This is a genomic window from Acetivibrio ethanolgignens, assembly GCF_001461035.1.
GTDB lineage: Bacteria > Bacillota > Clostridia > Lachnospirales > Lachnospiraceae > Velocimicrobium > Velocimicrobium ethanolgignens.
Genome location: NZ_LNAM01000198.1, coordinates 1 through 13,254 on the forward strand (window position 1 = coordinate 1; position 13,254 = coordinate 13,254).

Below are 13,254 nucleotides of genomic sequence, written 5' to 3' on the forward strand. Positions count from 1 at the left end.
TCTACACAGACGATGAGTATAAAAACAGATACAAAGAACACTATTTGAATGATATACGGCTTCAAAACTTGAGAATATACCATAATGCCTCGCAAAAGTAAAGCGGACAGGCATTATTACCTGTCCGCTTTTTGTTTTATTTCTATTATTCTCTTCCAGCCTTCTTAGCCAGTGCTTCGTACTTAGCCTTTGCATCCTTTTCAGCCTTATCAAAGAGCTTCTTAGCTCTTTCTGGATTAGAACGGGAAAGTCTGTTGTAACGAACCTCGCTCTGAAGGAACTCCTGGTAATCAGCAGTAGGCTCCTTGGAGTCTAGCTGGAATGGGTTCTTACCCTCCTCTGCAAGACGTGGGTCAAAACGGAATAAGTGCCAGTAACCAGACTCAACTGCACGCTTCTCTTCTGTCTGAGCACCCTTCATGCCGCCCTTGATACCATGGTTGATACATGGAGCGTAAGCAATGATAAGGGATGGTCCCGGATAGCTCTCAGCCTCTACGAATGCCTTTACACACTGATTGTAATCAGCACCCTGTGCAATCTGTGCTACATATACATAGCCATAGCTCATAGCGATAGCTGCCAGGTCTTTCTTCTTAACCTCCTTACCAGCTGCAGCGAACTGTGCAATCGCACCGGTAGGAGTAGCCTTGGAGGACTGTCCACCTGTATTGGAGTAAACTTCAGTATCAAATACCAGAATGTTTACATCCTGTCCGCTTGCTAATACATGGTCAACACCACCGAAGCCGATGTCGTATGCCCATCCGTCACCACCAAGAATCCACTGGGACTTCTTAGCTGCAAAATCTTTATTCTTTAAGATATAATCCTTGTCTGCGTTGTCGCAGCCACAAGCCTCTAATTCAGCGATCATAGCCTTGGTTGCAGGACCATTCTCTGTACTGGAGTTCTTGGTTGCCAGATATTTCTCTAATGCTGCCTTTACAGAATCCTTTTCTGTAGTAGCTGCAAGATTTTCCGCTGCATCTGTGATACGCTTTCTCAGAGCCTTCTGTGCTAGCTGCATACCGAAACCATACTCAGCATTATCCTCGAATAAGGAGTTAGCCCAAGCAGGTCCCTTGCCCTCTTTATTTACTGTATATGGAGATGCTGGTGAAGAACCACCCCAGATGGAAGAACATCCGGTTGCATTTGCGATATACATTCTATCACCAAACAGCTGAGTCATCAGCTTAGCATATGGTGTCTCACCACAGCCTGCACAAGCTCCAGAGAACTCTAAGAGTGGCTGGCTGAACTGACTTCCCTTAACAGTAGATACCTTGAACTTCTCAGTAACTTCTGCTGGAGTCTCATTAGCAGCACCAAAGTCAAACATCTTCTGGTTGTCAAGCTGAGTCTCAATAGGCTTCATAGACAGAGCCTTCTCACCCTTCTTTCCAGGACACACATTTACACAGGAACCACATCCGGTACAGTCAAGTACAGAAACGCTCATAGCAAACTTGTAGCCTGGCATACCAGTCATATCCATAGTCTTTCCTTCTGGAGCATTTGCCTGCATCTTGGCATTTAATGCTACCGGACGGATAGCCGCATGAGGACATACATAGGAACAGAAGTTACACTGGATACAGGTATCCGGATTCCACTCTGGAACATCAATAGCTATACCACGCTTCTCATAAGCTGCAGAACCAGCAGGAAGTGTACCATCAGCATACTTTGTGAAGGCAGATACAGGCAGGTCATTACCGGTCTGGGAGTTAATAGCATTCTGGATGCTGTTTACATATTCAACAACGTCCTCTCTTCCCTCTGTAACCTTAACGGTCAGATCCTCAGCCTCAGCATCAGCCCAGCTTGCAGGCACCTGAATCTCGACAATATTCTTAGCACCTGCTTCGATAGCATCATGGTTCATCTTAACCACGTCATCACCCTTCTTGGAGTAAGAAGCAGTAGCTGCATCCTTCATGTACTGAATTGCATCGTCAGCTGGAATGATGTTAGCCAGCTTGAAGAATGCAGACTGAAGGATAGTATTGATACGTCCACCAAGTCCGATTTCCTTACCAATTTTGAAGCCATCGATGGTATAGAACTTGATGTTGTGCTTAGCAATATAAGCCTTAACCTGTCCAGGCAGATAAGTCTCTAGCTCTTCTGGAGTCCAGCTGGTATTTAACAGGAAAGTACCGCCGTCCTTCAAATCCTGAACCATGTTGTATTTTCTGATATATGCAGGCATGTGGCAGGCAACAAAGTTAGCCTTGTTAATTAAGTAAGTAGCCTTGATTGGGTCTTTACCAAAACGTAAGTGAGAAATGGTAACACCGCCGGACTTCTTGGAATCATAATCAAAGTATGCCTGTGCATACATATCGGTATGGTCACCGATAATCTTGATAGAGTTCTTGTTCGCACCTACAGTACCATCTGCACCAAGTCCCCAGAACTTGCAGGAAATTGTGCTCTCTGGTGTAGTATTCGGATTTTCAACTCTAGGCAGAGACAGATTCGTAACATCATCTGTAATACCAAGAGTAAATTTAGCCTTCTCGTCATTTCTGTAAACAGCAATTACGTCTGCAGGAGTAGTATCCTTGGAGCCCAAGCCGTAACGTCCGGATAATACAGGAATATCATGGAACTTGGAGCCCTTTAATGCAGCTACAACATCCAGATATAAAGGCTCGCCAAGGGCACCTGGCTCCTTTGTTCTGTCAAGAACGCTGATGGTCTTAACAGTATCAGGAATTGCCTCGATTAAGTGCTTAGCACTGAATGGTCTGTATAAACGAACCTTAACAACACCAACCTTTTCTCCGGCTGCCATTAAGTAATCAATCGTCTCATCAATAGTATCACATACAGAACCCATAGCTACGATAACACGCTCTGCATCTTTAGCTCCGTAGTAATTAAATAACTTGTAGCTGGTTCCAATCTTTGCATTTACCTTATCCATGTACTGCTGTGTCAGTTCTGGAATTGCCTCATAGTATGGATTGCTTGCTTCTCTTGCCTGGAAGAAGATATCAGGGTTCTGTGCAGTACCACGGGTAACTGGATGCTCTGGGTTCAGTGCTCTTGCACGGAATGCCTCAACAGCCTCCATATTACACATATCCTTCAGATCCTCATAATCCCAGATTTCAATCTTCTGAATCTCATGAGAAGTACGGAAGCCATCAAAGAAATGTAAGAAAGGTACACGTCCATCGATTGCTGTTAAGTGAGCAACAGCACCTAAGTCCATAACCTCCTGAACATTGCTGGAGCAAAGCATTGCAAAACCAGTCTGACGGCATGCATATACATCAGAATGGTCACCAAAAATAGATAACGCATGAGATGCAATTGCACGAGCTGTTACATGGATAACGCCCGGCAGTAATTCTCCTGCAATTTTATACATATTAGGAATCATTAATAATAAGCCCTGGGAAGCAGTATAGGTTGTTGTTAAAGCACCTGCTTCCAGAGAACCGTGAACAGCACCTGCTGCACCAGCCTCAGACTGCATCTCGGAAAGCATAACCTCATGTCCGAAGATGTTCTTTCTTCCCTGGGTAGCCCACATGTCAGTATAGTCTGCCATTGGGGAAGATGGCGTGATAGGATAGATAGCTGCTACATCTGTAAACGCATAGGAAACGTGAGCGGCAGCTGTATTACCATCCATAGTTTTCATTTTTCTTGCCATTGTAACTTGTCCTCCTTTTATAAAAACGATATTACTTTGCAAAACAAAGCTATCGTATTAATTTTAACACTTTCCTATATAATTGTAAAGGCAAAAGCCCTGTAAAAAAACAAGAAAAAATTTTATGAAATTTCTTCTTGACAAAGAAAAATTTTTATTGTATATTTGTATTACAAACTTAATACAATAATTCAATAATACAATTTTGGAGGTGAATTTATGACCTGGGAGTTAAAAAATGACCGTCCCATCTACCTTCAGCTGATGGAACAGCTAAAGCTTAGAATTATTTCCGGTGCTTATCTGCCGGGAAGCAAGCTTCCGGCCGTTCGGGAGCTTGCCGCAGAGGCCTCGGTAAACCCGAATACGATGCAAAAGGCATTAAGTGAGCTGGAGCGGGATGGCCTTCTCTATGCAAACCGTACCAGTGGACGTTTTATTACGGAGGATATATCTATGATTGAAGCTTTAAAATTTGACCTTGCCCAGGAGCAGCTGACACTCTTCCTGGAACAGATGGAAAAGCTCGGCTTTACAAAGGAAGAAATCAGAGAATTTTTGCTAAAGCACCTGGAAAACTAAGCACAAAAATTACATTGAAAGGGGATTTTTATGAGTGCATTATTAGAATGTAAATCTCTTACAAAGCGTTATGGCAGCTTCCCTGCCCTGCAGAATATTGATTTAACTCTGGAAAGAGGAAAAATCATTGGACTGTTAGGGCCAAACGGAAGCGGTAAAACCACATTAATCAAGCTGATTAATGGACTGTTAACTCCTACAGAAGGAGAAATCTTTATTAACGGACTGCGTCCGGGACCGGAAACCAAGGCTGTCGTCGCCTATCTTCCGGATAAGGATTACTTGAATGATTATATGAAGGTTCGCGACCTGGTTCAGTTTTTCTCTGATTTTTATGATAATTTTGACAAGGTTCGTGCCTATGAAATGCTGGAGCATCTGCAGATTAATCCGCAGCTTAAGCTTAAGACCCTCTCTAAGGGTACAAAAGAAAAGGTACAGTTGATTCTTACCATGAGCCGCAGAGCTGACCTTTATGTGCTGGATGAGCCAATTGGCGGTGTAGACCCTGCTGCCAGAGATTATATTTTAAATACGATTATCAGTAATTACGAAGAAAATTCTTCTGTTCTGATTTCGACTCATTTAATCGCAGACATTGAAAGTGTACTGGATGAGGTTATCTTTATCCAGAATGGTCACATCCGTCTGGCTTCCTCTGTTGACGACATCCGTATGAACGAGGGTAAGTCTGTAGACGCATTATTCCGGGAGGTGTTCAAATGTTAGGAAAATTAATTAAATATGAATTAAAGGCTACCAGCCGCTGGTTTCTTCCAATTTATATCCTGGCACTTCTACTGGCTCCGATTGAGCGGTTTGCCATTGAATATATTGACAGCAATATTGAACTGAATCCGGCCTTTGACCGCATTACCAATATACTGTTTTTTATCATTACCATGGCTTTTGTAGTGGCATTGATTGCCATTGCCGTAGCCTCCGGACTTTTGATAATCTATCGCTTTTATAAAAACCTGATTACCAATGAAGGCTACCTTATGCATACATTACCGGTAAAGACCTCCCAATTAATCTGGTCAAAAGCAATCGCTGCCATTCTCTGGACGATTGCCAGCGGTATTGTTATCTTCCTGGCTATCATCCTTTTAATTATCGGAACTCCTGGATGGAGGGAATTTATGAGCGAAATTCTTAAACTCATTTCCACCTTCTTCCAGTATTACGGAGCCAATGCAGATGTATGGCTGCTGTTCGTTGAAATCCTGTTGGCCTTTATCCTGGGAAGCCTTTCCAATATTTTTATGATTTATTCTTCCATTTCCTTAGGCCAGCTGATTACAAAGCACAAAATATTAGGTGCCTTCGGTGCCTACTTCCTGCTTAACGCAGCCCTTCAGTTTATATCATCTCTGCTAATGCTGCCATTTATAAACAAATTTATGGATAGCGTAGACGCTGTTGATTCCGTACCTGCACTTTTTTCACACTATCTGATGCCGATTGCCCTTGTTTATACAGCAATCCTTGCTATAATATTTTATTTCACTACAAGCTATGTATTTAAGAAAAAACTGAATTTAGAATAGTAAAGCAACGTCCTATACAGCTTATCTATGCCAAGCTGTATAGGACACCATTTTATATTCCTATTAAAATTTCAATTACATCCGACACAAGAACAGGGCAAAAGCTGAAAAGCAAGCCTTCCTCTAATACTCTTTCAAGCTCTCCCGGTTTAGATATATCGTGCCCCAATAAATCTGCACATAAATCCGAGGGATATTTCTGTGCCAATTTCTCAAAAAACTCTGCCCTTTTTGCACTCATGATATCCTTCTGCTCCATATGCTCTTCCTCATATTGCCCATATTTAAGTCCTATGACCATAAGAGCTCCAACAACTGCTCCGCACGTCTTCCCCTTTGCCATACCTCCTCCAAAGCAGGCAGATACTTTATTAGCAAGTTCAGATGAAATATTCAGCTCCTTAGCAAAATACTCCAATACAACCTGTGAACAATCAAAGCCCTTTGAAAATTTTTCTGCTATTACCTCTGGCTTCATGATATTTCCTCCTGATTTCTCTTCCTGTAAATCTGTCTAAGTAACACAGCTAATGCTGAAATAGCAAAAAGCACCAGCAGTGCAGTTATAAATAGTCTTGCCCCGCCAGTCAGCATGCCCCCGACATAAGAATATACAATCGTTGCCGGAAGCTGCCCTATTCCTGTCGCAATTAGAAAGCTGCCAAATGACATGGCGGTAAGTCCGGCAGCATAGCTTACAATATCAAAGGATATGAAGGGTAAAAGCCGCATAATCAACACACTCTGTCTTCCATACCTATCAAAGAACTCATCGATTTGCTTCAATCCACTCCTGCTCGTCAGCTTCTCCACAGCATCACGTCCTAATATCCTGGCAATCCAAAAACAGGCTGCCGCCCCTGCCATAGCACTGGACCAGGAAAGAATTGCTCCCTTCCACCAGCCAAACAGGCTTGCATTCGCAAAGGTAAGAAGAAATGCCGGAAGCGGTGCCACAATCGACTGCAGAATCATCAGCAAAAAGGATATCACCGCTGCATATGGACCATAAGACTCTACGAATCTCCGAACAATGATAAAATCACCACTGGCAAACATTTGCAAAATATCCCGGATTAACTGTCTCACAGCCGGCAGAAAAAAATATGCTGCCATAGCAAGCAATACCGTCACAAGCAATAAAAGCTTCCCTGTTTTCTTTTTCTTCTTATTTTCCATATGCAAGTGCCTCCAAAAATTCATCGGACAGATACACCTCCAGCCTCCGGAATGTGGATTCATTAAAAATCAATTTATCCGGTTGCTGGTACTGTACCCACGCCATAGCACACCAGGTAATACCTCTTAGGCAGGTAATCGGTATATAGGCATAGACCCTTTCCTTTAACCCTTTTGTCGGAAATCTGCCGTCAACTGCTCTTATATACTCTTCCAGAAATGTTTCTGCCTCATTTTTCCTCAAAATCACATCGGTTTTCCAGAAGGTAGTCGTAGGTGCAAGAAAATGCCCCAAATCCTGTGCCGGGTCACCATAGAGAGGCTTTTCCCAGTCAATCAGATAATTCTTCTTTTCCTCTCCATTAATAAGAAAATTCGTGGAATTAAGTTCTGTATTAATACAGCAACAATAAACATCTCCCAACGGTATTTTCTTCCATTCATCCCAGCCCTTATCTAGCATCCGGCGAATTTTTCTCTTCGTTGTATTATTTCCAAGAGGAGAATCCATATAGACCTTTACCATCTCCTCACACTCTTCTAAAATCGCACGAAGCGGGTTCTCCTGACAAATAAGTCCTGCATGGTTTATTTTAACACTGTGAATATCTGCCAGACAATGAGCTGCCAGCTTCCAATCCTTCCGATAATCCAGTTTTTCCCCCGGGAGATATTCCATTACAAGGATGCCATGATTCAGCCTTTCCCGGCTTCCATCCACATAGTAAGCCCTGGGAACTCTCCCCGAAGCATATAGCAATTCCAACGCGTGGTATTCATATTCTATCTGATTATCCAGATGCAGCTGGCTACCGCAATTCACCCGTAGCAACAGCTTCTGCCCGGTAACCGGATGTACAAAGAGATAATTTATGTTATACTCTCCCTGTGCCAGAAATGTATAACTTTCCGTCACTTCTTCCGGTAGCCCCAGTGCCTTCCGGTATTTGGGATAAGTGATATATTCTTTCAACCCTTTGATTCTTTCCATCTGCCTTTCCACCTTATCTATCTTATATCATGGTACATACATGATATTTTCTCTATATCTACTCCATCACGGTACATTTTCCGAAGACGGTTCATCTTCCACATAACTCTCAATTTGGACATAGTCCCTTCCGGAAAGCGCCTGTCCGAAGTGTAAATCCGCTTTTTGGCAATTCCCGGTCTTTCTCCTCTTTCCTTCAGCGTAAGTGAGAATTGATAATCCTCCATAATAGGAAGTGCCGGGAACATCCCTACCTCAAAGAACAGCTCTCTGTCTACAAATATCCCCTGATCCCCAAACATCACCCTTCTGTCTTTGACCCGGTGATTAGAAAGCACACGACAGGTAAACATAAAAAAGTTCTTTGAATGAAATGCAATCCCAAAGCAGCCCACCCGGTAATCTTTCATAACATACCTGATTTGTTCCAGTATTCTGTCAGGAAGCTCACTGTCACAATGCAGGAAAAACAAAATATCTCCTGTGCTTTCCTTTGCTCCCAGGTTCATCTGATTTGCTCTTCCTTTTTCAGAATGAAGCACACGAAATTCTGATGAAAGCCTTTCAAGAGTACGGTCTGTACTCCCACCATCCACAAACAATATCTCGCACCTGCCCCTAAGCGGCCAAAGCTGATTCTGCAGCCTTTCAATCGTCTTTTCTTCATTATAAATTGGCACAATAATAGATATTTTACTTGTACGCATCAGATATTTTCCTGTGGTACTTTGCTGAAGCCTCTTATCCCTCCTCATCCGATCACGGTACCCTCTCAGGTCAGATCGATCATCCATATCCCAAAGTGTCCTTGTATAACCTGATGTTATTCCTTTTTTCTCCAGTTCAATCACAGCTTGCTCCAAAACCCTGGAATGCCCATAGGAAGCAATGGAAAAGACCTCTTTCACAGGTCGCTTCATTCCTACCAGATAATAACCTCCATCTACCGTTTTTCCAAACACAACCTCCTTTTTCTCCAAAACAGAAAATGCCTCTTCCAAACATTTGCTTGTTAATTCCGGCACATCTGCACCAACAAGCACACAGCTATCAAAGCCTTTTCCCAGAACATATTGTATTGCATGGAGCATTCTGTCACCAAGCCCTAGTCCCTGCTGAGAAAAATACTTTGCCTCTCCTAACAACGACCTTAGCACCTCTTTTTTATCCTTCGGTGTATATGCCACAAATAATTCTGAGGCACATTTTTTGCATTCCCTTCCTATATCAATCAAAAAACAACGGTGCAATCTCGCACATTGCCCTGGTGTCAGATAGGGCATCATTCTTGTCTTTGTCTGTCCCGGTATTGGCACTCTGGTAAAAATAATAATTGCCCGCTTCATAAGCTACACATCCTATATAAATTTCGTTTTTATTCTGTTTACCATAGATTTTTTAATATCTGGCAGTTCACCTGTTCCCAGTATCACTGGCAGCACATGCTGTATATTTTCACATCCACCTTTTGCGAGCTTACCTGCACAGGAGCCACAATAAACATATATCTTCTCACACCTTCTGTCACCCAGCTTATCCGTGAAGCCTTTGGCAAGCTCTGGCTCTTTTATTCCTGCACAGCCTCCCAGACCACAGCAGTTCACATCTGTAACCAGCTCACATTTATTTTCAAAAAAGGGTTCTATCTGCATAAGCCATTCCTGTTTTTCTCTATCAGGACAAGGTGGAAAGATATATCCTTCACCTGCCATTTTTCTTTCGATGCCCAATTCCTTAAGCTTCTCATATATACTGACTATCCGGACCTTCAATTTATCCTTCAGATATACGTAACAATTGGGACACAGCATAATAAGCTCTGAAATATTCTCTTTCTTTAAGCGATTTTCTAGCTGATTAATAATTATCTTTTCCTGCCTTTCCATTCCAAGGTCTGATACAGGTTTACCGCAGCAGTCATATACAACACCAATGCCTGCCCTTTCCTTTAGCAGCTGTGTCAGTATCTTTGTTGTCTTGGGATAAAAGGACGGAAAATTACAGCCTGTAAACAGAACAGCTCCCGACAGGGCATGCCGATAATTTCTAAATAGATAATTCTTTTTTTCCCAAAGAAGCATGCCATAGTTTTTTCCCATCTGCTTTCTTCTCATATTAAGAATAAGCTCTCTCCCATCAATGTTTTCCGGACAAACCTCGCTGCACTTTCCGCATAGAAAGCAATGATATGCCAGCTTATTTAGCTTTTGTATATCACCGATATCCATCTGATATTTAGTTAAAAAGGGACAGTGCTTTCTGCAAATATGGCAATGCACACACTGTAATTCATTTTTATCCTTTTCTTCCATCCTCCGTTATCTGCTCCTTTTGCATATATCGTTTTTTCAGAAATACTCCTAATCCTGTTACTATGACTGCAAGAAAAGCTGCGATCCCTATATAAAGCAATCGATTTTCCCTGTCTGTCAGTCCGGCAGCACCAACTGTATACATTGCTGTCCCCGGCAGCATAAAAATCAAAGAACAAATCGAATATGTGCTGAATTTAATATCTGTAATCCCATAGGCGAAATTTTGAAGATTATAAGGGAACAGTGGAACGAGTCTGGTAAGCATAAGAACGAACACCTCATTTTTCTCAGATTCATCAAACAGCCACCTTTTCAGATATCTGTTTTTTATTACCACTGGTTTAACGCTATCTTTCAGAAAGAATCTTCCTGCGGCAAAAGCCAGCATCGCCCCTATTGTTGTTGCCATAGAACAGCATACCGTCCCAAGCAGCGGCCCAAACAATAGTCCCGCAGCAATTGCAAAGGTTACTCCTGGCAGTGCAAGCACAACACATCCTGCAATCGTAAATCCGATGTATATTACCAGGGCAAGAAGCAGGTTATCCTGCACGATTCCTTCCAGCCTTTTAAGATTATCCATATCTCCAATATACGAAGACCAGCCAAAGCTATGATTTAGTATCAAAACCAATATCACAGCTCCGGCAAAAATCCCAAGTTTTTTATTTTTCATTTCGACACACCAATATTCCAATAAAAGCTTTGAATAGCTGAAGAAAAGCTGTTGCCGCAAACAGGATGCTAATCAGATAATAGGATCTCATCTGCCGAAAGGAAGAAAAAAGAATATATCCTATACTAAGTATATCCAATGCAAGCATTCCCCCTATCATAGGATAGGTAATCCTCCTTAAAGCTTTTCTCTGCTTCATAAATAAATAAAGTACAAGGATGGTAAAGGCAATCATCAGGATAAGCACAGCCCCTTTTATTACCGGAATCGGATAGCTTTTCTCCCAGCTTAAGCCTCTTGCATTCACCCAGCGAACCATCCCCAGCTTTTTCACTGTAAAGTAGTTAACAGCATAGCTCCCCACAAGAAGCAGAAGCTCCAATAGGGTAACCATCAAATATAAAATTTTTTTCATATACATCCCTTCAAAATAAGTGCAGTAGCAAGCTACCGCACTTATCCTTAATTTCAATTATTTTGCCGCCTTATCCTCTGGCAATTCCCGAACTGTCATATATTCACAGGAATCACCGGACGGGTCACCAACCTGAACCGGATAATCCTCCTTCATAATCCACTGATACCAACCACCATCATATAGAGAAATGTTATCATATCCCTCCTGATACAGGATAAGGAATGGGACAGCTGCCCTCCAGCCTGTTCCACAATAAAAGGCCAGCTGCTGATCCAGGGTAAAGTCAACCTCTTCCCACTCTGATGCCAGAAGCTCATCTAATTCTTTTACGGTTCCATCCTCCTTACAGAACCCATTCACATCAAATGCCGTGTCACAGCCTTTTCCCCATACAGCACCCTTTGGCTCTCCTGCCTTGTCCATATAATTATACCCACTTGTTTCACCCAGCCACTCTTCCTTTGTACGGATGCTCACAAGCTTAAAGTTTTCTTCCTTTTCCAGACGATTTTTGGCATCCTCAATCGATAACCAGTATTCTGGATGCACCGGAACCGCTACCCCAAAATCATCTGCCGGAGTCCCTTTGTTTTCCTCTGTCTCAAGCTCATATCCTGCCGCATTCCATGCTGCAAGACTACCATTTAATATTTTCACATTTTCAACTCCAAGATAGAGATAGGCATATGCCTGCCTTGCCACGCCAGCAGCATCTCCATCACCAGCATACAGGATAACCGTTGTATCCCTTGTGATACCATGGGAAAGTGCATTGTCTCTGATCTCTTCAACTGCTAATAAATTATAAGCACCTGCTTCATCCCCGGTAGCATCCTCCACCTCCATAATGCTTGCATGGATAGCACCTGGAATATGTCCCTCCTTATACGATGGGCTATCGGCAGCCGTAGCTCCATAGGATACCTCCAGGATTACATAATTCTCTGATTCCGGCTGGTTACCATCCATTACACTCTTGACCCAGTCAGCTGTTACATATACTCTTCTCTGATCCATAGAAGCAGTCTCAACAGCAGTCTCTCCTGCCATTTCTTCCCTGACTCCTTCCACAGCCTTCTCCTTCTTAGCTCCACAGCCAACAGTCAGCGAGGCTGCCATCGTAATACACAGCAGCATACCTAATACTCTTTTTTTCATATTCTATCTCCTCCTTATAATATCTATCCTAGTGTATCATTTTCCAGATAAAAATCCAAATTAATAATATCTATGTTTTATACTAATTTATAGTTTTTATCTATATGATACCAGGGTCAAAAATCCATACGTTTCAAGCATGGATTTTACATCAATCCTAAACACAAATTCCATTATTTGGATATAATTAAGTCTGGAGGTTAATCATATGTTGAAAAAAATTTTTATTTTTCTTTGTGTTGTAATGACGATTTCAGTAAAGGCAAAGGCAGAAAGCCCGGGAACGATTAAAAGTGAGGCCTGGCCATTTATGAATTGGGTAAAAAATGCAGAGGTATATGAAGGTCTAAAAGTAAAAGAGGTATTGGCAGGAAACATCTATCTTGATACGTATGAAAAAACTCATACTGGGAGCAAGAAAATACTTAATGTTGAACTAAAGCCTGGTCTATTCCATCATGAATTTCAAAAGGGGGATTTTGTCGATTTTTATGGCAGCGTAAGGGATGCCGCGTCATATACTCAGGATGGTGAATTAATCACTTTTAGGGATGGAGGTATCTCACCCCTGCCTAGAATCAGGATGGATACCCAGCTACAAGCAAATGTATTTGATCAAAATGGAAATCATTCTATCATAAATCATCCTCTTTTGAAATAAGGCTACCGCAATCCCACTGGCTTTAGACGGTGGGTTAAGGTAGCCAAA

13 protein-coding genes are annotated in these 13,254 nt (G+C 42.2%); 4 read left to right on the plus strand and 9 right to left on the minus strand.

Annotated elements, in window-relative coordinates; all coding sequences use genetic code 11:
- Nucleotides 1–145: 145 nt before the first annotated feature.
- A complete protein-coding gene (gene nifJ, locus ASU35_RS15835) occupies nucleotides 146–3,676 on the minus strand; it encodes a pyruvate:ferredoxin (flavodoxin) oxidoreductase (protein ID WP_058353952.1) in 3,531 nt (1,176 codons plus the stop codon).
- A 219-nt stretch (nucleotides 3,677–3,895) separates the two neighbouring features.
- On the opposite strand from nifJ, the gene ASU35_RS15840 reads away from it, so the two are divergent.
- From ASU35_RS15840 to ASU35_RS15850, 3 genes are read left to right on the plus strand one after another with little or no spacing between them, the layout of a single operon-like run.
- Entirely contained in the window at nucleotides 3,896–4,258 is a 363-nt protein-coding gene (locus ASU35_RS15840; RefSeq protein ID WP_058353953.1) for a GntR family transcriptional regulator, read from the plus strand.
- A gap of 30 nt (nucleotides 4,259–4,288) precedes the next feature.
- Complete coding sequence (locus ASU35_RS15845; RefSeq protein WP_058353954.1) at nucleotides 4,289–4,987, plus strand: ABC transporter ATP-binding protein; 699 nt, start codon at nucleotides 4,289–4,291, stop codon at nucleotides 4,985–4,987.
- Complete coding sequence (locus tag ASU35_RS15850; RefSeq protein WP_058353955.1) at nucleotides 4,981–5,808, plus strand: hypothetical protein; 828 nt, start codon at nucleotides 4,981–4,983, stop codon at nucleotides 5,806–5,808. Before ASU35_RS15845 ends, ASU35_RS15850 begins: the two co-directional genes overlap by 7 nt.
- A 52-nt stretch (nucleotides 5,809–5,860) precedes the next feature.
- Here ASU35_RS15850 and ASU35_RS15855 read toward each other — a convergent pair whose 3' ends face one another.
- Genes ASU35_RS15855 through ASU35_RS15890 form a run of 8 tightly spaced genes read right to left on the minus strand, consistent with a single transcriptional unit; the run spans nucleotide 5,861 to nucleotide 12,545 of the window.
- A complete protein-coding gene (locus ASU35_RS15855) occupies nucleotides 5,861–6,286 on the minus strand; it encodes a C-GCAxxG-C-C family protein (RefSeq protein WP_058353956.1) in 426 nt (141 codons plus the stop codon).
- The gene (locus ASU35_RS15860; protein ID WP_058353957.1) at nucleotides 6,283–6,987 is read right to left on the minus strand and encodes a TVP38/TMEM64 family protein; all 705 of its coding nucleotides are present in this window, start codon (nucleotides 6,985–6,987) and stop codon (nucleotides 6,283–6,285) included. The genes ASU35_RS15855 and ASU35_RS15860 overlap by 4 nt, the downstream gene beginning before the upstream one ends.
- The gene (locus ASU35_RS15865; protein WP_058353958.1) at nucleotides 6,977–7,978 is read right to left on the minus strand and encodes an aminoglycoside phosphotransferase family protein; all 1,002 of its coding nucleotides are present in this window, start codon (nucleotides 7,976–7,978) and stop codon (nucleotides 6,977–6,979) included. The genes ASU35_RS15860 and ASU35_RS15865 overlap by 11 nt, the downstream gene beginning before the upstream one ends.
- A gap of 17 nt (nucleotides 7,979–7,995) precedes the next feature.
- Nucleotides 7,996–9,324 carry a TIGR04283 family arsenosugar biosynthesis glycosyltransferase gene (locus tag ASU35_RS15870; protein WP_058353959.1) on the minus strand — a complete coding sequence of 443 codons (1,329 nt, stop codon included), beginning with the start codon at nucleotides 9,322–9,324 and terminating at the stop codon, nucleotides 7,996–7,998.
- Nucleotides 9,325–9,336: 12 nt separating this feature from the next.
- On the minus strand, nucleotides 9,337–10,290 hold the full coding sequence (locus tag ASU35_RS15875) for a heterodisulfide reductase-related iron-sulfur binding cluster (RefSeq protein ID WP_058353960.1): 954 nt from the start codon (nucleotides 10,288–10,290) through the stop codon (nucleotides 9,337–9,339).
- A complete protein-coding gene (locus ASU35_RS15880; RefSeq protein ID WP_058353961.1) occupies nucleotides 10,274–10,969 on the minus strand; it encodes a TVP38/TMEM64 family protein in 696 nt (231 codons plus the stop codon). The genes ASU35_RS15875 and ASU35_RS15880 overlap by 17 nt, the downstream gene beginning before the upstream one ends.
- Complete coding sequence (locus ASU35_RS15885) at nucleotides 10,959–11,384, minus strand: hypothetical protein (RefSeq protein ID WP_147525473.1); 426 nt, start codon at nucleotides 11,382–11,384, stop codon at nucleotides 10,959–10,961. The genes ASU35_RS15880 and ASU35_RS15885 overlap by 11 nt, the downstream gene beginning before the upstream one ends.
- A 57-nt stretch (nucleotides 11,385–11,441) precedes the next feature.
- Nucleotides 11,442–12,545: a sulfurtransferase gene (locus tag ASU35_RS15890; RefSeq protein ID WP_058353963.1), complete on the minus strand. Its 1,104-nt coding sequence runs from the start codon at nucleotides 12,543–12,545 to the stop codon at nucleotides 11,442–11,444.
- A 208-nt stretch (nucleotides 12,546–12,753) separates the two neighbouring features.
- On the opposite strand from ASU35_RS15890, the gene ASU35_RS15895 reads away from it, so the two are divergent.
- Nucleotides 12,754–13,206 (plus strand): hypothetical protein, encoded by a 453-nt coding sequence (locus tag ASU35_RS15895; protein WP_058353964.1) that lies wholly within the window; start codon nucleotides 12,754–12,756, stop codon nucleotides 13,204–13,206.
- The last annotated feature ends 48 nt before the right edge of the window (nucleotides 13,207–13,254 follow it).